Here is a 21,576-nt window from a genome sequence, read left to right as displayed (position 1 = left end):
GGTCGGGTCAACGGCGGGCAAGGCCAAAACAAAAGGCCCCGTTTCCGGGGCCTCAGTCTCTCGAACCATCCTGCGAAGTGAGGATGGTGGGCGCGACAGGGATCGAACCTGTGACCCCTACCATGTCAAGGTAGTGCTCTCCCGCTGAGCTACGCGCCCCGGCAGGGAGCCGGGTGACCCCGGCGTCCTGCGAGGCCGCGGCTATAGCCGGTGCCGGGCGGCTCCGCAAGCGGGATGGCGGCGGATTTTCTCATCCTTCGCGCGGAGGGGAGGCGCCGTTGCGCGCCCGCGAAAAAAATCGGCTAAGAGAGCGTGGCACGCGGCAGGGTCGCGACCGGCTCTTCCTTCAGGCGCGGGCGGGTGGGCCGGGAATTCCGCCGACACCGCGCTCGGCGTGCCGACTGGAATCGCGGATCAAGCAAGGGCCGAGGACGGCGAGCAAGGATGCGGTTTCTCCTTTCGTCCGACGAGGGCGACGTGATCAGGGGCTGGGTGGTTCCGGACAACCCGCTGGCGATCAGCCGGGTCTCCGTCTCCATCGAGGGGCGCCGGGTGGCCGAGGTCTCGGCCATCCACACCGATCCCAACTTCATCCATCTGGGCTGGCACGCCACGGGCCAGTGCCATTTCGAGATCCGCGACACGGACGTGCCGGGGCTGGCGGGAATCGAGCGGCTCGAGATCTACGACGTCGACACCAACGTCATGATCTACCGGCGCACGCCGGATGCGGGACTGACCGACAAGAAGGCCATCCTGCTCAACGGGCATATCCGTCCCGAGACGGTGATCCAGGCCTCTCTCTTTCCCTATTTCCGGCAGTCGTATTTCGGGATCGGCCGGTTTCCGGACGAGATCCTGCGGGCGATGTTCGACACGGTCACGCTCGATTCCTGCCTGATGGCCGGTTCGATCATCTTCCCGCGCTACGAGGGGCACTTCGTCCAGAGCGGCGCGCTCACCATGCTGCTCGTCCACGATCCCTTCGTGGAACTGGCGAGCCGCCTGTTCTGGCTGCGGGAGCGGGCGACCATCGCCGCCAATCCCGATCAGCACTGGCGTCTGGGCAACCTCGTGGAGGCCGCGGCCTTCACGCTCGATTACGACTTCACGGACGTGAAGAGCCTGAAGCGCTTGTTCCGGATGATGCCGGAGCCGGCCTACCACCTGCTCTACAATCCCCTGACGCGCCAGCTCAGCACGCACGTGCCCGAGGACCGGCTGATGCCGGCCAGCTCCATCATCGCGGTCGAGGTGCTGTCGCGCATCGACGTGGTGGGCCACCGCGACTACTTCGAAGCCTTCATGGCCTCGATGTTCCACCATCTCGGGATCGAGGCTCCGCTGCCGCTGCCCCTGCCGATCCCCAACGAGACCCTGGAACTGGCCGAATTGCTCCGGGGCATGCGCTTTGCCCGCGACATGGTGCTCTACGACACGGTGCTGAGCGACGCCGTGCGCGCCTCCGTCTCGAAGAGCTGGGAGGCCTGAGGGGCCATGGCGGAGCGGGCACGGCTGGGCCGCCGGGCGCTGCCCGTCACGGGCGCGGATGGGATCGACCTGCGCATCGACCTCACCGGCGTGCGCCTCGGCGGCGCCTGGGTGAGCCTGACATGGCGCGATCCCGGCGGCGGCGGCATTCCGCGCGCCCTGCTCAGCGCGGTGTCGGCGGACGGGGAGAGCCTCGCCCTGGCCGAGGAGCCGGTCGGCGGCGACGCCTTCGCCTGGACGGGAAGGCTGCCGCCGGGCGTCGTGGCCCTGCGCCTGAGCGCGCTCTCGCGCACGAACCCCTTCGCGCTCGAGGCGTTCGCGATCCGTCGCCGCGGCCGGGGCGCGATCGTGGCGCGCGCGGCCTTACGTCAGCCGGGCCTGACGGCGCAGGCGGTCACTTGGCGCCTGCTCGGCCTGAAGGTACGCGCCCGCGGGCTGATCGCCCGCGCGCTCGCCCATCGTGCCGAGACCGGCTACGCCGCCTGGATCGCCCGCTTCGATCGGTTGTCGAAGGCCGACCGCGCCCGCATCCGCGCCGAGATCGCGGGCTGGGAGGCGCCGCCGCTCCTCTCCGTGCTGATGCCGGTCCACGATCCCGATCCGCGCGTGCTCGACGCTGCGATCCGCTCGGTGCGGGCGCAGCTCTACCCGGCCTGGGAACTCTGCATCGCCGACGATGCCTCCACCGACCCGCGCATCCCCCGGCTGATCGCCCGCCACGCGGACGAGGAGCCGCGCATCCGCCACCTGCGCCGGACCGAGAACGGCCATATCGCGCGGGCGACCAACGACGCCCTGACGCTGGCCGGCGGTGCCTACGCCGCCTTCCTCGACCACGACGACCTCCTGTCGGAGAACGCCCTGTTCGAGGTCGCCAAGGCGGTGCAGGCGGACCCCGAGCTCGAGCTGATCTACAGCGACGAGGACAAGGTCGATGCCCGGGGCCGCCGTTTCGAGCCGCATTTCAAGTCGGGCTTCGACCGCGAGCTGCTGTGGGGACAGAACTACGTGAACCACCTCTGCGCGGTGCGCGTCGAGGCCCTGCGCCGGCTCGGCGGGCTGCGCCCCGGCTTCGAGGGCAGCCAGGACCACGACCTGCTCCTGCGCCTGACCGAGGGAATCGACGGCGCGCACGTGCGCCACATCCCCAAGATTCTCTACCACTGGCGGGCGGCGGCCGGCTCCGGCACCTTCTCCGACCGGGCGCTGGCCCGGGCCGAGGATGCGCGCCTGCGGGCGCTCCAGGAGGTGGCGGCCCGCAGGGGCGCGCGGGCGGAGCGGGGGGCGCAGGGCTTCAACCGGCTCGTCCGTCCCCTTCCGGAGCCGGCGCCCCTCGTCTCGGTGATCGTCCCGACCCGCGACCGGGCGGACCTGCTCGCCGTCGCGCTCGACGGGCTGCTGGCGCGCACCGACTACCCGGCTCTCGAAGTCATCGTCGTCGACAACGGCAGCACCGAGCCGGCCACGCGGGATCTGTTCGCGCACCACGCCGCCGATCCGCGCTTCCGGGTGCTGGCGGCGCCGGGTCCGTTCAACTTCTCGGACCTGTCGAACCGCGGGGCGGCCGCCGCAGCAGGAAGCCTTCTTCTGTTCCTCAACAACGACATCGAGGTGATCGAGCCCGGCTGGCTCACCGAACTCGCCTCGATCGCCAGCGATCCGGAGGTCGGCGCGGTCGGCGCCAAGCTCCTCTATCCCGACGGCACGATCCAGCACGGCGGTATCGTGCTCGGCATCGGCGGCATTGCCGGCCACAGCCATCTCGGCCTGCCGGGCAGCGAGCCCGGCTACTTCGCCCGCATGGTGCTGGCCCAGGAGGTCTCGGCGGTGACGGGCGCCTGCCTGGCCCTGCGCGCGGAGGTCTTCTCGGAAGTGGGCGGGTTCGATGCCGCGCATCTGGCCGTCGCCTTCAACGACGTGGACCTGTGCCTGAAGATTCGGGCGGCGGGCCACCGCATCGTCTGGACGCCGCATGCCCGGCTCGTCCACCACGAATCGAAGAGCCGGGGCGCCGAGGACACGCCGGAGAAGCGCGCCCGCTTCGAGGCCGAATCGCGCGTCATGCGCGAGCGCTGGGCGCCGGTGCTCCGGGCCGATCCCTACTACAATCCGAACCTGTCCCGGGCCGCGGCGCATTATCGGCTGTGAGTCCGGGCGCCGGTTTGCGCGCCGGGCGAACCGGGCTAGAGAGTGCACCGCAACAACCGTCGAAGCGGACCCGGCTTCTCATGCGGAGACATCGATGCGAATTGCGATGATCGGGTCGGGCTATGTCGGCCTGGTATCGGGCGCCTGCCTCGCCGATTTCGGCCACGAGGTGGTCTGCATCGACAAGGATCCGGCCAAGATCGCTGCCCTCGAAGAGGGCCGCATGCCGATCTACGAGCCCGGCCTCGATGCGCTGGTGGCCGAGAACGTGCGCCAGGGCCGACTGACCTTTTCCACCGACCTCAGGCCTGCGGTCGCGCGGGCCCAGGCCGTGTTCATCGCGGTCGGCACGCCTTCGCGCCGCGGCGACGGCTTTGCCGACCTCTCCTACGTCTATGCCGCGGCCCGCGAGATCGCCGAGGCGCTCACCGGCCCGACCGTGGTGGTGACCAAGTCGACCGTGCCCGTGGGCACCGGCGACGAGGTCGAGCGCATCCTGCGCGAGGCGCGCCCCGACCTTGAGGTGGGGGTCGCCTCCAACCCCGAGTTCCTGCGCGAGGGCGCGGCCATCGGCGACTTCAAGCGGCCCGACCGCATCGTCATCGGCGCCGAGGATGCCCGCACCGCCGCGGTGATGCAGGATGTCTACCGCCCGCTCTACCTCAATCAGGCGCCGATCCTGCTGACCGGCCGGCGCACGGCCGAGCTGACCAAGTACGCCGCCAACGCCTTTCTCGCCACCAAGATCACCTTCATCAACGAGATCGCGGATCTCTGCGAGCAGGTGGGCGCCAACGTGCAGGAGGTCGCCCGCGGCATCGGGCTCGACAACCGCATCGGCGGCAAGTTTCTGCACGCGGGTCCCGGCTACGGCGGCTCCTGCTTTCCCAAGGACACGCTGGCGTTGGTGAGGACGGCCCAGGAGCACGGCACGCCGGTGCGGATCGTGGAGACGGTGGTGGCCGTCAACGATCAGAGGAAGCGGGCGATGGCGCGCAAGGTGATCACGGCCTGCGGCGGCTCCGTGCGGGGCAAGCGGGTCGCGCTGCTCGGCCTGACCTTCAAGCCCAATACCGACGACATGCGCGACGCCCCCTCCCTGTCGATCATCGCCGGCCTGCAGGATGCGGGCGCGGAGATCGTCGCCTACGATCCGGAAGGGATGGAGCAGGCGCGGCCCCTGCTCGACGGCGTGGCCTATGCCGAGGATGCCTATGCCTGCGCGGAGGGCGCGGACGCGCTGGTGATCGTGACGGAGTGGAACGCCTTCCGGGCACTGGATCTGGCCCGGCTGAAGGGGCTGATGCGCGCGCCCGTCCTCGTCGACCTGCGCAACGTCTATGCCTCCGGCGAGGCCGAGCGGCACGGTTTCGCCTATTCTGGCGTCGGAGTTGCTTGAGTGCCGTCGGCGGCGCGCGAAGAGCGGGCGACGGCTGGGGGAGTTGAGCCGCCTTTGATCTGGCCGGCAGGCGCGGGGCGACTTGCGCGGACGAAGAATTGTTCGCTCCCGCGCGGGCGGGCGGGACAGATTTCTTGATCTTCCGCATCGGCTAGTATCGATAGTCTCCGCAAAATCTTCGCCTCGGCCGCGGCGGAATTGTGGCATTTTTCGACTTCGCGTTGCTCGCCGATGCTGATTTTTGTTGGCCTCGACCTCACGTCGAGCCTCAGCCGTCAACGTTTCACTGATGAATACGTGCCACACAATCTCCCAATCTCTCTGGATTAAGGGAGAGGTTGCAGCCAAGCGGGTTGGACGGTCCTGACGGTCATACTAGAACGCCCCGTGAAACTTCCGGTGGTCGGCGGCCGTCTCAGGGCGGCTGCGACACAACGGACGGTTTGCGAAACGTTCTGGGTTTCGGTGAAGTCGCCCTTCACCGGCCGAGGCCCGGTCCCTGCTTCACGAGCATAAACGGATCGACGTGACTCACCGCAAAGATATCGCGATCGTCGGCCGCGCCTGCCGTCTGCCCGGCGCCTCCAACGTCGAAGGCCTCTGGCAGCTCCTGACCGAGGCGCGCTGCGCCGTCTCGCGCATCCCCGAGGATCGTTGGTCGCTGCAGGCCTACGGCCATCCGCGGGCGCAGGAGCGGGGCAAGAGCTACACCTGGGCGGCGGGCGTGCTCGACGAGATCTGGTCGTTCGATCCGGGCGTGTTCGGCATCTCGCCGCGCGAGGCCGAGCAGATGGACCCGCAGCAGCGCATGCTGCTGGAGCTGACCTGGGAAGCGTTCGAGGATGCGGGCCTGCGCCCCTCCGCGGTCGCGGGCAGCCATATTGGCGTGTTCGTCGGCGCCTCGGTGCTCGATTACGGCAACCTGCGCATCCTCGATCCGTCCTCGGGCGACGCCTACGCCGCCACCGGCAACACGCTCTCGATCATCTCCAACCGCATCTCCTACATCTACGACCTGAAGGGCCCGAGCTTCACCCTCGACACGGCCTGCTCGTCCTCGCTGGTCGCGCTCAACGCGGCGATCGCGGCGATCGAGGCGGGTCAGGTCGACACCGCCGTGGTGGCGGGCGCCAACATCCTGGCGAGCCCCTTCAACTTCATCTCCTTCTCCAACGCGCAGATGCTCTCGCGCACCGGCCTGTGCCAGGCCTTCTCGTCCAGCGCCGACGGTTACGTGCGCGCCGAGGGCGGCGTCGTCCTGATCCTGCAATCGGCCGAGGCCGCCGCCCGCAGCGGACGGACGGTGCGCGGTGTGATCGCGGCGAGCGGCGTCAACTCGGACGGCCGCACCACCGGCATCTCGCTACCCTCCGGCCATGCCCAGGGCGCGCTCTTGGAGCAGGTCTACCGCGACGCCGAGATCGACCTCGACCGGATCGCCTTCGTCGAGGCGCACGGCACCGGCACCCCGGTCGGCGATCCGATCGAGGCCAGCGCCATCGGCGGCAAGCTCGGCAAGCCGCGCCAGGCGCCGCTGCCGATCGGTTCGATCAAGACCAATATCGGCCATACCGAGCCGACCTCGGGCCTCGCGGGCCTCCTCAAGGCCAGCCTCGCCCTCGAGCACGACCTGCTGCCGCCCTCGCTGCACGCGGCCGAGCTGAACCCCGAGATTCCGTTCGAGGCGCTGAAGCTCGCGGTCAACCGCGCGCCGCTGGCGCTCCCCCGCGACGGCACCGAGCGCTTCGCCGGCGTGAACTCCTTCGGCTTCGGCGGCACCAACGCCCACGTCGTGCTGACCGACCCGGCTCCGGTCGCCGCGGCCAAGGACGCCGGTCGCGCGCCGGAAATCCTGCTGCTCTCGGCCCAGAGCCGCGCTGCCCTGAACGATCTCGCCCTCGATTACGCCGCCCGCCTCGAAGATGCCGCCCCGGAGGAGGCCGCCCGCGTCGCGGCCGCCGCGTTCCACCGCCGCGAGCGTCTCTCCGCGCGGCTGGCCCTGCCGCTGACCCCCGCCACCGACGTGCCGGCCGCCCTCCGCGCCTTGGCCGAGGGCGAGGAGAGCGATGCGGCGGTGGTCGGCACTGCCGTCGAGCGCAACGCCGAGGTCGCCTTCGTCTATTCCGGCAACGGCAGCCAGTGGGTCGGCATGGGCCGCGAGGCCTATGAGGAGAATGCGATCTTCTGCGCCCGCTTCGATCAGGTCGACGGGCTGTTCGAGAAGCTCTCCGGCTGGTCGCTGAAGGAGGCGATGTTCGCCGAGGATCTCGACGCGCGCCTCTCGCTCACCCGGGTCTCGCAGCCGCTGATCTTCGCGATCCAGAGCGCCTCGACCGCGGCCCTGCGCGCCCGGGGCCTCAAGCCCCGGTTCGTGCTCGGCCACAGCGTCGGCGAGATCGCCGCGGCGGAGGCCGCCGGAAACCTGAGCCTCGACCAGGCGGTGCGGGTGATCTTCTTCCGCAGCAAGCACCAGGAATCGACCCGCGGCTTCGGCACCATGGCCGTGCTGCTCGGGCCGGTCGAGGAGATGGAGGCCTTCCTCGCCGACTACCCGACCCTCGACATCGCCGCCTACAACAGCCCCAAGGCGATCACGGTCGCCGGCCCCGAGGCGGATATCGAGGCCGCGATGAAGGCGCTCGCCCGCAAGCGCCGTCGCGGACGCAAGCTCGACCTCGAATACCCCTTCCACGGCCGCCTGATGGACCCGACCGAGCGTCCGCTCCTGCGCGACCTCGACGGATTGAAGCCTGCCGCCGGCCACACCGCCATGGTCTCCACGGTGACCGGCACGGTGCTGCCCGGCGCCCGCTTCGGTGCCGGCTACTGGTGGCGCAACATCCGCGAGCCGGTGCGCTTCTGCGAGGCGCTGCAGGAGGCGACTCGCCAGGGCGCCCGCGTCTTCGTCGAGGTCGGCCCGCGCGCGACCCTGCTGCCCCATATCGGCGACGCCATCGAACCGCTCGCCATCGAGGTGTCCTCGGTCGGCGTGCTGCACCGCAAGCTCGTCGGACGCGATCCGATCGCCAAGGCGGTCGCTGCCGCCCTGGTCGCGGGTGCCGCGGTCGATGAGACGGCGGTGTTCGGCGCCGACCCTGCCGGTGCCGTCGCCCTGCCGCACTACCCCTGGCAGCGCCGGCCGTTCCGCCTCGCCGAGACGACCGAGGGGGCCGGCGCCGCGCCGCGTCCCTACCATCCGCTCGCCGGAACCCGGCTCGCGCCCGATGGGCTCGAATGGCACGGCCATCTCGACGCCGCCCTGGTGCCCGAGCTCGACGACCACCGCATCGACGGACAGGTGATCCTGCCCGGCGCGGCCTTCGTCGAGATGGCGCTGCACGTCGCCCGCCAGGCGCTGCGGGCGGAGAACGTCACGCTCTCCGACGTCGAGATTCTCTCGCCGATGGTGTTCGCCGAGGAATCCCTGCGCGAGGTGCTGGTGCGCCTGTCCGGCTCCGGCAACCAGATCCAGATCCTCAGCCGTCCGCGCCTGACCCCGACGCCGTGGCAGCTGCACGCGTCGGCCAAGATCATCGAGGGCGACTTCCCCGCGCCGGCCCGCCGCGACCTAACGGTGCCGGCCGAGCACGCGATCTCGGGGGAAGGGCTCTACCGCCGGGCGCTCGCCTCCGGTCTCGGCTTCGGCGAGAACTTCCGTCAGGTCGCGGCCTCGGCCCGCATCGACGAAACCACTATCGTCTCCGAGCTGATCCCGGCCGAGGCCGACGCCCGCTACGGCCTCGTGCCCGCGCGCCTCGATTCCTGCTTCCACGGCCTGATCCTGCTCTTCGCCGAGCTGATGGGCGAGGGCGCCACCAAGGCCTACGTGCCGGTGCGCTTCGGCGAAGTGCGCCTGCTGCGCCCCGGTGCCGCCATCGCGCGGGCCGAGATCCGCACCCGGCGCTGCAACGAGCGCTCGATCCTGGCCGACTTCACCCTGACCGATGCCGAGGGCGAGGTCGTCGCCACGATCCGCGAGGGTCGCTTCCAGGCCCTGCGCGTCAAGGGCGGCAGCGATCTCGACGCCTACGCCATCACCCAAGGGGTCGAGCGCGCCACCGAGCCGACCGCCCTGCCGCTAGAGCGGCGCCGGAGCGTGGCCGAGCGCGTGCGTCCGAGCCTTGCCGCCGTGACCGCGCCGGACACGGCCGATCTCGGACCGGGTCACCTGCTCCTGGAGGGCTGGGCCACGGCGCTCGCCTACCGGCTGGCTGAGGGCCTGTCCGAGAAGGGGAAGGTGATCCTCGACGGCCGCCTGCCCGAGGCGCTGCACGCCTGGGCCGTCAACGCCCTCTACGCCCTGGAGAGCAGCGGACTCGCGACGCTGGAGAAGGGAACCTGGCGCCTGCGCCGGGACGTGACCCTGCCCGCGCCCGAAGAGACCATGCGCTGGATCGCGGCCGACCATCCGGAACTGGCCGCCGAACTGGTGCTGCTCGCCGACACCACCGCGCTGGTCGGGCGGATCGTGGCGGGCGAGGCCGTGACCGCGGCGAGCCTGCCGCCGGCCGCGCTCGACGCCTTCCACCTGCGCGGCGCCACGGCCCGCGCCTCCGCCGAGGTGATCGCCCGGATCGTCGCCGGGAGCCGCGAGCGCCTGCCGCAGGATCGCGCCCTGCGCATCCTCCAGGTCGGCTTCGGGCCGCTCTCGGCCCGCGCCGCTTCGCTCGCCCGCGAGGCCGATGCCCGCCTGACCGTCTTGGAGACCGACCGGCGGCTGGCCGAGCGCGCCCGCCTCGCCCTGCCGGGCTCGGTCACCGTGGCCGAGGCCGGCGAGGCTCTGCCCGCCGCGTCCTTCGACCTCGTCCTGGCCAGCGACGTGCTGCACCGTTCCGAAAAGGCCCTACCGGGACAGCTCTCCGCGGCTTTGGCCTCGGGCGGGCTGCTGGTCGCCGTCGAGCCGGGCGCCTCGCTGTTCCGCGACCTCGTCTTCGGCTTGGCGCCGGACTGGTTCGAGGAGGCGGTCGCCGGCATACCGGTCTCGCGCCTCGACGACGTAACGGGCTGGCAGCGCCGCCTCAGCGCCTCGGGGCTGGTGCGGGTCTCGGCCGACCGTGCCGTCTCCGTCAACGGCGACGATCTGCTCCTCGTGGCCGAAGCCCCGGTCCGTCCGGCCCTCGGCCACGGCCAGAGCTTCGCCTTCGTGGTCGGCTCCGACGACGATTTCGGTGCCGAAACCGCCTCGTCGCTCGCGACCCTGCTGGTGGCCAGCGGCGTCCACGTCTCGATCATCCTCGACTCCGAGCAGTCGCTGCTCGAACTGGAGCGCGAGACGCCCGACACCGTGGTGTTCCTGGCCGGCGCCTTCGCCGGCGAGGGCGAGGCGGCGACGCGGCTGCGCGACCGCTGCCTCAGCCTGAAGCGCTGCGCCGAGCATCTCGGCAGCCGCCAGACCCGGCTCTGGGTCGTCGCCCCCGGCGCCACCCGCGACGCGGGCGGCGAGGCGGCCGCGGTCGAGGCCGGCGTCTGGGCCTTCAGCCGCACGCTCGCCAACGAGACGGCCAATCTCGATGTCCGCCGGATCGACCTCGCGCCGGCCCTCTCCTCGAAGGACGCGGCCGAGCGGCTGCGCGCCCTGATCCTGTCGGGCACCGAGGAGACCGAGATCGTACTCGACGCCGACGCCACCCGCGTCGTGCGCTTCCATCCCGGCCGCGCCGCGAATTCGGCCGGCGAGGCGGCCCCGGCCGCGCGGCTGGAGCGCTCCAACACGGGCGGCCTCAACGAGATGGTCTGGGGGCCGGCCGAGCGCGCTGCCCCCGGTCCCGGCGAGGTCGAGATCGCGGTGGCGGCCACCGGCCTGAACTTCCGCGACGTGCTCTGGGCGCTCTCGATGCTCCCGGAGGAGATTCTGGAGGACGGCTTCGCCGGGCCTCGCCTCGGTCTCGAAGTCTCCGGCCGCGTCACCGCCATCGGCGCCGGCGTGGTCGACTTCGCGGTGGGTGACGCGGTCGTCGCCTTCGCCCAGTCGGGCTTCGCCACCCACGTCGTGGTGCCCGAGATGGTCGTCGCGCCGATGCCGGCGGGGCTCGATCCGGCCGCCGCCGCCACCGTGCCGGTGGCGTTCCTCACCGCCTATTACGCGCTCTGCACCTGCGCCCGTCTGCGCAAGGGCGAGTGGCTGCTGGTCCATGGCGGCGCGGGCGGCGTCGGCCTCGCGGCGCTCCAGATCGCCAAGTGGAAGGGTGCGCGGGTCATCGCCACCGCCGGCTCGCGGGAGAAGCGCGCGCTGGTGGCCTCGCTCGGCGCCGAGCACGTGCTCGATTCGCGCTCGCTCGCCTTCGTGGACGATGTCCGCCGCATCACCGGCGACGGCGTCGACGTGGTGCTCAACTCGCTGTTCGGCGAGATGATGGAGCGCTCGCTCAACTGCCTGCGGCCGTTCGGACGCTTCGTCGAGCTGGGCAAGCGCGACTACGTCGCCAACACCCATATCGGCCTGCGGCCCTTCCGCCGGAACCTCTCGTATTTCGGTGTCGATCTCGATCAGGTGCTCCAGCACCAGGGCGAGGACGGCGCGCGGATGTTCCGCGAGGTGATGGCGCTCTTCGCCGAAGGGGGCCTGCGCCCGCTTCCCTACCAGCCGTTCGCCGCAGACGAGACCTCGGACGCCTTCCGGCTCATGCAGCAGTCGGGACATGTCGGTAAGATCGTCGTCACGCCGCCGGCTCCCGGCTCCGTGGCGCGGGTCAAGCGCCAGCCCTTCGTGGTGGCCGAGCGGGGTGTCCACCTCGTCACCGGCGGTCTCGGCGGCTTCGGCATGGAGGCGGCGCGCTGGCTGGCCGATCGCGGTGCCAAGCGCATCGTGCTCGTCGGCCGTTCGGGCAAGCCGAGCGAGGAGGGCCGCGCGGTCATCGCCGAGCTCGCCGCTCGCGGCGTGACGGTCGAGACCAAGGCCTGCGACATCACCAGCCGCCGCGCGGTCGAGACGCTGATCGACGGCATCGAGACCGCGGGCAACCGGCTCGCGGGCGTGATCCACGGCGCCATGGTGCTGCAGGACGGGCTGATCAACGCGATCGAGCCGAAGACGCTGGAAGCGGTGATCGCCCCCAAGGTGATCGGCGCGGGGCACTTGGACGCCGCGACGCGTGGGCGAAAGCTCGACTACTTCGTGCTGTTCTCCTCGGCCACGACCTTCATCGGCAATCCCGGCCAGGGCTCCTACGTCGCCGCCAACGGCTTCATGGAGGGGCTGGCCCGCCAGCGCCGCCGCCTCGGCCTGCCCGCGCTCGCGGTCGCCTGGGGCGCCATCGGCGATGTCGGCGTGCTCGCCCGCAACAAGGCGGTGATGGAGACGCTGGCCTCCCGCGTCGGCGTGACGCCGATGGAGGCCCGCCTCTGCCTCGACCTGATGGCCGAGGCGCTGGAGAGCCAGGGCGGTGCGAGCGACGAGGGCGTGATCGCCATCGCCGCCATGCACTGGGGCAAGGCGCGGGAGCGCCTCGCCACGCTGCGCTCGCCGAGCTACGGCAGCCTCGGCACCGATCAGCAGGCCGAATCCGGCACGGTGGCCGCCATCAATATCGGCGCGCTGCTGCGCTCCGCGGACATCGACACGGTCCGCAAGACCGTGTCGGACGCCATCGTCGAGGACATCGCCCGCATCCTGCGCCTGCCCAAGGACGACATCAGCCGCGTGCGCCAGCTCTCGGAGATCGGCCTCGATTCACTGATGGGCGTGGAGCTGGGGGCGAGCCTTCAGGAGCGTTTCGCCCTCGACGCGCCGCCCGCCGGCATCTCCTCGGGGCTCACCGTCAACGAGCTGACCGAGACCCTGATCCAGGCGGTGGCGGCGCCGGTGGACGAGGCGGCGGGCGTCACGCTCAGCCTCGCCACCAAGCATGTCGGCGACCTCGACGCCGCCACGCTGACGCCGTTCAACGAACTCGTCGAGAAGAACGTCGCGGACATCAAAGAGATCTTGCCATGACCCAGCCGTCACGCCCGCAGGACGGGCGGGCCGCGCTCGCGAGCTTCGTCACCAACCGGCTCGGCCGCGCCAACGCGCGGCCTGCCGGCCCCGCGCCGCTGGAGGACAAGGGAGCGGCCGGGGAGTCGATCCAGGATTTCGAGAAGCTGACTGGTTACCGAGAGCTGCGCCTGCAGCGCTCGGCCGCCGACCTCATCGGCCTCGGCAACCCGTTCTTCCGGGTGCATGAGACCCGCGCGGGCGCCAACACCCGCATCGAGGGACAGGCCTATTCGAACTACTCGTCCTACGATTACCTCGGCCTCAACGGGCACCCGGCGGTGAGCGGGGCGGCGCGCAAGGCGATCGAGGCTTTCGGGACCTCGGCCTCGGCGAGCCGGATCGTGGCGGGCGAGCGGCCCGGGCACCTCAAGCTGGAGCGGGCGCTGGCCGCCCATTACGGCACGGATGCCTGCGTGGTCCTGGTCAGCGGGCACGCCACCAACGTCACCGCCATCGGCGCCATCCTGGAAGCGCCGGACGTGATCTTCCACGACGCGCTGATCCACAACAGCGTGGTGACGGGCGCCCAGCTCTCCGGCGCGCAGCGCCGCTCCTTCGCCCACAACGACCCAGCCGCCCTCGAAAAGCTGTTGGAGGCGACGCGCCATGAGCATCGCCGGGCGCTGATCGTGGTCGAGGGCCTCTACAGCATGGACGGCGACGCGCCGGATCTGGCCGCCTTCGTCGAATTGAAGCGCCGCTTCGATTGCTGGCTGATGGTGGACGACGCCCACGGCCTCGGCGTGCTGGGCCGTACCGGCGCAGGCCTGCACGAGCATTGCGGGGTCGATGCGTCCGACGTCGACATCTGGATGGGCACGCTCTCGAAGACGCTCTCCTCGTGCGGCGGCTACATCTGCGGTCCCTCGGCGCTGGTCGAGTACCTGAAATGCACCGCGGGCGGCTTCGTCTACAGCGTCGGCATGTCCCCGCCGCTCGCCGCGGCGGCCGAGGCCGCGCTCTCGGTGATGCAGGCCGAGCCCGAGCGGGTGGAGCGCCTGCGCCGCAACGGCCACCAGTTTCTGGCCCTGGCCAAGAAGCACGGCCTCAACACCGGCACGAGCCTGGGCCTCGCCGTGATCCCGATCATCATCGGCGATTCGCTCAAGGCCGTGACGCTCTCGGACCGGCTGTTCAAGCGCGGCATCAACGTACAGCCGATCATCCACCCGGCGGTGCCGGAGCGCTCCTCGCGCCTGCGCTTCTTCATGACCTCCGAGCACACGCCGGAGCAGATCGCGCAGACGGTGGCGGTGGTGGTCGAGGAACTGGCCGCCCTGGAGACGGGCGCCACCCTGATCGAGCAGCTGATGGCCCGCCGGGGGGCGTGAGGTCGAAACGCCGGGCGGCTCACCGCCGCCCGGCCAGCCAGATCACGTGCCGCGCCCCGCGCTTGCCGCGCGCCCGGGTCGCCACCTCCTCGACCGCAAATCCCGCCTGCCCGAGGCGACGGGTGAAGGCCGTGTCGGGATGGGCCGACCAGACCGCCAGCACGCCCCGGGGGCGGAGGGCGGCGCGGGCGGCACCGAGGCCGGCGGCGTCGTAGAGACGGTCGTTGGCGGCGCGGGTGAGGCCGTCGGGGCCGTTGTCCACGTCGAGCAGGATCGCATCCCAGGCGCCCGGCCGTTCGCGAATCACCGCGGCGACATCCGCCTCGCGGATCGTGACGCGCGGGTCGTCCAGGCTGCCGCCGGTCAATTCCGCCATCGGACCGCGGGCCCAGGCCAGCACCGCCGGCACGATCTCGGCGACCGTCACCTGCGCCGTCGCCGGCAGGCAAGCCAGGGCGGCGCGCAGGGTGAAGCCCATGCCGTAGCCGCCGACCAGCACCCGCGGCGCCGGCTCACCCGCGATCCGCTCGGCGGACAGGCGGGCCAGCGCCTCTTCCGAGCCGCTGAGGCGGCTGTTCATCAACTCGTTGCGGTCGAGCTGGATCGAGAACTCCCTGCCCCGGCGCATCAGGCGCAACGTGCCCGCCTCACCGGGAATCGGGGCGGTGTCGAGATGCTCCCAGGGGATCAATGGCGGACTCGGGGGCTCGTGTCGGAGGGTAGGGGACGATGCACGGGAGGCGGCTGACGCCTCGGCAAAACGAAAACGGCGCGGGATGCTCCCGCGCCGCCCGTCTCACATTTGGAGCGGGTGCCCCAAACGATCACATCCCGAACTGCACCTGCCGGCTGTTGCCCTGCTTCAGGTTGCGGAAGCGGGCCATCGCCCAGAGCGGGAAGAACTTCGGGTAGCCGTGGTAGCGGAGATAGAACACGCGCGGGAAGCCCGTGGCGGTGTAGCGCTCCTCGCTCCAGAGCCCGTCCTGGCCCTGCGTGCGCAGCAGGTAGTTGACGCCGCGGGCGACCGCCGGATCGTCCACCTCGCCGGCCGCCATGAGGGCGAGCAGCGCCCAGGCCGTCTGCGAGGCCGTCGAGTAGCCCGGCTCGAACTCGGGGTTGAGCTTGTAGGAGGAGGCGTCCTCGCCCCAGCCGCCATCCGGGTTCTGGATGCGGATGAGCCACGCCACCGACTTGCGGATTTCGGGGCTCTGCGGATCGACGCCCGCCGCGTTGAGCGCGCAGAGCACCGACCACGTGCCGTAGATGAAGTTCATGCCCCAGCGGCCGAACCAGCTCCCGTCCTTCTCCTGGTCGTTGAGCAGGTAGGTGACGCCGCGGTCGAGCGCCCGGCTGGTCTCGCGGGTCTCGCCGAGCTGGGACAGCATCGAGACGACGCGGGCGGTCACGTCCGCGGTCGGCGGGTCGAGCAACGCCCCGTGATCCGAGAACGGGATGTGGTTGAGGTAGTGATGGTTGTTGTCGGCATCGAACGCCGCCCAGCCGCCATCGGCGCTCTGCAGGCCCTCGACCCACTCGCGGGCGCGGGCGATCGCGGTGGTGTAGTCGGGCATGCCGCTCACCAGCCCGTGCTGACGCTGCGCCCGGTCCATCGCCATCACCACCACGGCGGTGTCGTCGAGATCGGGATAGTGCGGGTTGGCGTACTGGAAGGCCCAGCCGCCGGGGCGCACGTCGGGCTTGGTGGCCGCCCAGTCACCCTTGATGTCGAGGATCTGGAGGGGCTTGAGCCAGTCGAGGCCGGCCCGGGCATTGGCCTCGGCCTGATCGCCGCCCGCTTCCAGCATGGCGTGGCTGGTCAGCGCCGTGTCCCAGACCGGCGAGAGGCAGGGCTGGACGTAGGCTTCGTCCTCCTTCTCGGCCACGAGCTTCTCGATGGCCTCGCAGGCGATCTTCACCTGCGGATGGTCCGCGGGATAGCCCAGCACCTCGTACATCAGCACCGAGTTGACCATGGCCGGGAAGATGGCGCCGAGGCCGTCCTCGCCGTTCAGGCGCTCGGAGACCCAGGCGACCGCCTTGTCGATGGCGCGCTGGCGCGGCACCTTCGGGAAGTGATCCTGCGTCTTCTGGAGCACCCGGTCGATCGCGCCGAAGATCGGCGTCCACGGCCAAGTCGCGTGCGGGGAGGCCGCCCAGGTCCGCACCGATTCGGGCGGCGTGACGAACAGTTCGGCGACCCCGACACCGCGCGGGTTGATCGCCCGTGGCTTTTTGGCCTGGAGCACGAAGAGCGGCACCATGGTGCAGCGCGCCCAGTAGGACACCTTGTCGAGGTGGAACGGGAACCACTTCGGCAGGTGCATCACCTCCACGGGCATCACCGGCACGGCCGTCCACGGCACCTCGCCGTAGAGGGCGAGCAGGATACGGGTGAACACGTTGGAATTGGCCGCGCCGCCCCGCTGCAGGATCGCCTTGCGGGCGGTACGCATATGCGCCGCCTCGATGTCGTCGCCGATCATCTTGAGGGCGAAGTAAGCCTTCACCGTCGCGCTCATGTCGAACGGGCCGTCATGCACGAGCGCCCAGCCGCCATGCACCTTCGACTGCGTGCGACGCAGGTAGTTCCCGATCTTGGCTTCCAGCCCCGGCCGCGGCTCGGTCGCGCGGAACTGGTGGAACAGGATGTACTCGGACGGGATGGTCGCGTCGGCTTCCAGCTCGAAGCAGATATGACCGTCGGCCTGCGTCATCTCGGTGAGCGCGCGGGTGGCGCTCTGCACGCCGCGCTCGACATCGACGAGGGATACGTCGCGGGTCCTGGGACGCTGCAGCGTCTCGACCTTGCTCGCGGCCGCCTCTCGCATCGTTCTCGCCTCCGTCGACTGTCTCGATGCCTGCGTCATATCCTTCAAGCGACTCCCTGTGCCTGTGCCCGACCGCACATCCCGGTACGGAACAGGGCTTGCGCGGCGATCGTCCCGGATCGGATCGCGCCCTCGATGGTCGAGGGCAGCCCCGTCTCCGTCCAATCGCCCGCGAGAACGAGATTGCGGTAGCGCGTCGCGGCGCCGGAACGGCGCGCGGCCTCCTCGGGCGTCGCCGCGAAGGTCGCCCGCTTTTCCTTGACGATCTGCCAGTTAGGCAATTCCCGTGCAAGTCCGTTGAGTTCGGCGATCTCGCCCCAGATCCGGCGGGCCAGATCCTCGCGGCTCTCGTCCAGGAGGTGGTCCGCGCCGCTGATGGTGACCGAGAAGCGATCGGGATAGGCGAACAGCCACTCGGTCAGACCGCCTACGACGCCGAGCAGCAGCGGCGCGCCCTCGGGCGGCCGCACGGCGAAATGCGCGTTGACGATGGAGCGGAAGGTCTGCGGTGCGGGCGTGCCCGGCAGCAGGTCGGTCGTCACCCACGGCGGCAGGGCCAGCACGACGGCATCGTCGGGACCGATCTCGGTCGGCTCGTCGGTGAAGTCGAGGCGCTCGATCCGGCCCTGCCCGAGAGCCACGGCCCGCAGGCGGCGGCCGTAGCGGATTTGCGCGCCTCTTTCTTCGAGATAGCGCAGGGCCGGATCGACGAAGGCGGTGGAGAGGCCCTGCACGGCCACGAGCGGTCGGCAGGCGCGTCCGCCCGCGCCCAGCGTCTCGCGCAGAATGGTGGCGGCGAGCCCGACATCGCTCTCGCGCGGGTCGGTGTTGAGGGCGGCAAGCAGCACCGGGTGCCAGAGCCGCTCGTAGAGCGGACCCTCGCAGGACATCCGCTCGCCGATCGTACCGCTCTGGCCCGGCTTGTTGCCGGAAGCGGCCATCATCAGCGAGAGCGGCGCGAGGTAGTCCCGGGCCCGGGTACCCGGCACCCGGCGGCCCGCCCGCAGCACCCACCAGGGTAGCCGGCCGGGATTCGGGCGCAGGGTCCAGCGCTCGCCGCTCTTCAGGTCGGCGAAGTCGAAGGCGGCTTCCTCGGGGCCGGTCAGGGCGTCGTCCGGCGCGCCGATGAGGCGCATGAAGTCGAGGGACGAGCGGTTGCCCGACAGGAGCAGGTGGTTGCCGTTGTCGATGGTGAGCCCGAGCGAGGGGTCGAAATAGGAGCGGCAGCGCCCGCCCGCCTGCTTGGCGGCCTCGTGCAGGACGACGCGGTTGCCCGCTTCCGCCAGCGACGCGGCGGCCGAGAGGCCGGCGAGCCCGGCGCCGACGACGTGAACCGTACCCGACATCAGAAGATCCCGTGGCGCAGAGCGACGCGAAGGAGGGAGAGCTTGCCCGGCTTCACCCGCGCCCGGGGAGGCGCCCAGCCGCGCTCGACCACCGCATCGAGATAGAGCCGGTAGGCCGCCGCCATCAGGCGGGCCGCCTTGGTGGCACGGCGGGGGCTGCGCGCGATGATCGCCCAGGTCTGGCAGTAATGCTCCTGCGCCTCCGCCGCGACCGCGGAGCAGACCTCGCCGAGGCGCGGATGCGCCAGGGCGCTCTGCGGCGTCGGGTTCATCAGCCCGACTTTGTGGAACTTCTCCATCGGCAGGTAGAGCCGCCCGCGCTCCGCGTCCTCGTCGATGTCGCGCAGGATGTTGGTGAGCTGGAGCGCCCGGCCCTGGTGCCACGCGAGCCGGATGCCGTCCGCCTCCGGCATGCCGAAGATGCGCACGGAGAGCCGCCCGACGGCGCTCGCCACCCGGTCGCAATAGAGGTCGAGCTTGGCCTCGGACGGCGCGACGATGTCCTCTTCGGCATCCATCGCCATGCCGTCGATAACCGCCTGGAAGTCGTCGCGCTTGAGGTCGAAGCGGCGCATCGGCTCCTCGAGCGGCTTCACCCGCGGCGGCGGGTTGCCGGCATAGAGGGCGTCGATATCGGCCCGCCAGCGGTCGAGCTCGGCCGCGCGGACCTCCCGCGCACCGCCGTCATCGGCGACGTCGTCGACCGAGCGGCAGAAGGCGTAGACCGCGTACATCGCCTCGCGCCGCTCCTTCGGGAGCAGGCGCATCGCCGTGTAGAAGGACGAGCCGGCGGCCGGCAGGGCGGGCGCCTCGGAGGTTTCACCCGAGAGGGGCGTGGCGGTGGCGCTCATCGGCCGGCTCCGGCGGGGGCGGGACGGGGCGCACGCGACCGGAACGGGCGGCGCACCAGCGTGGCGGCGATGCCGCCGAGCGCGGTGAGCGCGAAGGCGGCCTTGCCGTGATGGACCTTTTCCGAGAGCGGATCGCGGGTCAGCAGGCCCTTGGTCAGCACGACGGCGAGCCGATGGATCGCGGCGATCTCCAGGCTCAGGCGGAAGTCGTCGATCTGGTTGGGGAGCGGCGCCCCCTCTTCGAGCAGCCCCAGCGTGCGCTCGGCCAGTTCCCGGATCACCGCGCGCAGCTGCGGACTCGCCCGCTCGGCGCCCAGCATCGCGACATCGGCGCCGTGCTTTTGCAGGACGTCGAGGGGGATGTAGACCCGGTCGAGATTGCGAAAATCCTTGCCGCAATCCTGGAGGTGGTTGAGCACTTGGAGCGCGGCGCAGATCGCGTCGGAGGTCCGGTAGACGCGCGTCGGATCCTCGCCGTGCACGTCGAGCAGGAAGCGCCCGACGGGCATGGCCGAGTAGCGGCAGTAATGGATCAGCTCGTCCCAATCCGCGTAGCGGGACTTGCGCGCATCCATGCGGAAGGCGTCTAGCAGTTCGAGCGCGTGGGTCGGCGGCTGCTGGTGGGCCGCGAGTTCTCGCTTGAGCGGCTCGACGGAAGGGTCGGAGCCGCCCTTGCCGGTGAGCGCGTCGGCGAGCCCGTCGAGCATCTCGATCTTGCGCTCAGGTGAAAGCCCCGTGTGGTCGGCGACGTCGTCGCCCGCCCGCACGTAGTTGTAGAAGGCGAGGATCGCGCCGCGGTAGCGCGGATGGATCAGGTGCGAGGCGACGGGGAAGTTCTCGTCGTGCTGGCCCTTGCCCGTGCGGGCATCGGTCGCGGTCTGAAGCGCGGCGCTCATTTCATGTACCCCGCCTGACGGAACCACGCGATGGCATCCTCCAGTCCCTGGCGATAGGGCCGCGCGGAATAGCCGAGTTCCGCCCGCGCCTTGGCGTCGGAGAAGAACATCCGGTACTTCGACATGCGCACGCCGTCGATGGTGGCGAGCGGCGCCTTGCCGGTCACCCGGGCGATCTGCTCGGAGAGAAAGGCGATCGGGTAGATCACCGCGTAGGGCAACCGCGTCGTCGGCGCCTTGCGGCCGACGATGGCGGCGATGTCGGCGAGCATCTGCGCCAGCATCACGTCCTCGCCGCCGAGGATGTAGTGCTCGCCGATCCGGCCCTTGCGCAGGGCCAGCAAGTGGCCGGCGGCCACGTCGTCGACATGGGCGAGGTTGAGGCCGGTATCGACGAAGGCCGGGATTTTTCCCTGGGCCGCGTCGAGGATGATGCGGCCGGTCGGCGTCGGCTTCACGTCGCGCGGGCCGATCGGCGTCGAGGGGTTCACGATGACGGCGGGCAGGCCGTCACGCGCCACCATCTCATCGACCACGCGCTCGGCCACGACCTTGCTGCGCTTGTAGGCGCCGATGGCGGTCTCCGGGGTCAGCGGCCGGGTCTCGTCGGCGGGCGTGCCGTCGTCGTGCGGCTTGATGGTCGCGACGCTCGACGTATAGACGATCCGCTCCACGCCGGCCTTGAGCGCCTCCTCCATCAGGATGCGCGTGCCGTCGCGGTTGGTGCGGACGATCTCCTCCATGTCCGGCGCCCAGAGCCGGTAATCGGCCGCCGCGTGGACGAGGTAGCGCTGGCCGCGCATCGCGCTCGCCACCGCCGCGCGGTCGCGCATGTCGGCCTCGACGATCTCGACATCGGGCCAGATCAGGTTGGTGCGGGGCGAGGAGGCGCGCACCGAGATGCGCACGGCAAAGCCCGCGGCGCGGAAGACATCGACCAGGGCAGCGCCCAGGAAGCCGCTGGCGCCGGTGATCAGCACGGGCCCCGCCGGAAACGGGCCGCTTTGGGTCGGCTCTGTCATCGTGCTCGCTCGGGAAGCCTCGGCCCCACGGCGGAAAGCCGGGCCGAAGGCGAACGGGAACGCCGCCGCCGTCCCCGCACCGATTCACGGGCAAGGGACGGCGCGGCGCTTGTCTCATCGATGGCGCGGTGCGGCAAGCACCGCGCCGAGCGGGCTCAGGCCAGCCGCAGGTGGCTGGTCCGGCCGCCCTTCTGCTCCGGCAATGCGGCTCGGACGGCCTTGAGGATGCCCTCGGCGTCGAGCCCGGCCTCGGCGTACATCTTCTCCGGCTTGTCGTGGTCCTGGTAGC

At 70.9% G+C, this 21,576-nt stretch carries 11 protein-coding genes and 1 tRNA gene; 5 read left to right on the top strand and 7 right to left on the bottom strand.

The window, feature by feature from the left end; genetic code table 11:
• Positions 1-84: 84 nt before the first annotated feature.
• A tRNA-Val gene (locus BY998_RS21085) sits at positions 85-159 on the bottom strand.
• A gap of 285 nt (positions 160-444) precedes the next feature.
• Here BY998_RS21085 and BY998_RS21080 point away from each other — a divergent pair.
• From BY998_RS21080 to BY998_RS21060, 5 genes are all read left to right on the top strand, one after another.
• The gene (locus BY998_RS21080; RefSeq protein ID WP_110353664.1) at positions 445-1,491 is read left to right on the top strand and encodes a hypothetical protein; all 1,047 of its coding nucleotides are present in this window, start codon (positions 445-447) and stop codon (positions 1,489-1,491) included.
• Positions 1,492-1,497: 6 nt separating this feature from the next.
• Positions 1,498-3,639, top strand: coding sequence for a glycosyltransferase family 2 protein (locus BY998_RS21075; protein ID WP_110353663.1), 2,142 nt, complete (start codon positions 1,498-1,500; stop codon positions 3,637-3,639).
• A 94-nt stretch (positions 3,640-3,733) separates the two neighbouring features.
• Positions 3,734-5,038: a UDP-glucose/GDP-mannose dehydrogenase family protein gene (locus BY998_RS21070; RefSeq protein ID WP_110353662.1), complete on the top strand. Its 1,305-nt coding sequence runs from the start codon at positions 3,734-3,736 to the stop codon at positions 5,036-5,038.
• 526 nt (positions 5,039-5,564) lie between these two features.
• On the top strand, positions 5,565-12,971 hold the full coding sequence (locus BY998_RS21065) for a type I polyketide synthase (protein WP_110353661.1): 7,407 nt from the start codon (positions 5,565-5,567) through the stop codon (positions 12,969-12,971).
• A complete protein-coding gene (locus tag BY998_RS21060) occupies positions 12,968-14,344 on the top strand; it encodes an aminotransferase class I/II-fold pyridoxal phosphate-dependent enzyme (protein WP_110353660.1) in 1,377 nt (458 codons plus the stop codon). The genes BY998_RS21065 and BY998_RS21060 overlap by 4 nt, the downstream gene beginning before the upstream one ends.
• Positions 14,345-14,363: 19 nt before the next feature.
• Here BY998_RS21060 and BY998_RS21055 read toward each other — a convergent pair whose 3' ends face one another.
• The 6 genes from BY998_RS21055 to hpnA all read right to left on the bottom strand — a co-directional run bounded on the left by BY998_RS21055 (position 14,364) and on the right by hpnA (position 21,287).
• On the bottom strand, positions 14,364-15,035 hold the full coding sequence (locus BY998_RS21055; protein ID WP_110353659.1) for a spermidine synthase: 672 nt from the start codon (positions 15,033-15,035) through the stop codon (positions 14,364-14,366).
• A 133-nt stretch (positions 15,036-15,168) separates the two neighbouring features.
• The gene (gene shc, locus BY998_RS21050; RefSeq protein WP_110353658.1) at positions 15,169-17,172 is read right to left on the bottom strand and encodes a squalene--hopene cyclase; all 2,004 of its coding nucleotides are present in this window, start codon (positions 17,170-17,172) and stop codon (positions 15,169-15,171) included.
• 44 nt (positions 17,173-17,216) lie between these two features.
• The gene (gene hpnE, locus BY998_RS21045; RefSeq protein ID WP_110353657.1) at positions 17,217-18,518 is read right to left on the bottom strand and encodes a hydroxysqualene dehydroxylase HpnE; all 1,302 of its coding nucleotides are present in this window, start codon (positions 18,516-18,518) and stop codon (positions 17,217-17,219) included.
• Positions 18,518-19,369: a presqualene diphosphate synthase HpnD gene (gene hpnD / locus BY998_RS21040; RefSeq protein WP_110353656.1), complete on the bottom strand. Its 852-nt coding sequence runs from the start codon at positions 19,367-19,369 to the stop codon at positions 18,518-18,520. Before hpnD ends, hpnE begins: the two co-directional genes overlap by 1 nt.
• Positions 19,366-20,265 (bottom strand): squalene synthase HpnC, encoded by a 900-nt coding sequence (gene hpnC, locus BY998_RS21035; protein WP_110353655.1) that lies wholly within the window; start codon positions 20,263-20,265, stop codon positions 19,366-19,368. The genes hpnD and hpnC overlap by 4 nt, the downstream gene beginning before the upstream one ends.
• On the bottom strand, positions 20,262-21,287 hold the full coding sequence (gene hpnA, locus BY998_RS21030; RefSeq protein ID WP_110353654.1) for a hopanoid-associated sugar epimerase: 1,026 nt from the start codon (positions 21,285-21,287) through the stop codon (positions 20,262-20,264). Before hpnA ends, hpnC begins: the two co-directional genes overlap by 4 nt.
• Positions 21,288-21,576: the final 289 nt, after the last annotated feature.

This window comes from Methylobacterium sp. B4 (assembly GCF_003201865.1).
In the GTDB taxonomy this organism is placed as follows: Bacteria; Pseudomonadota; Alphaproteobacteria; order Rhizobiales; family Beijerinckiaceae; genus Methylobacterium.
Note: the sequence above shows the minus strand (reverse complement) of the source record. Positions and strands in the feature narration are given on the sequence as shown.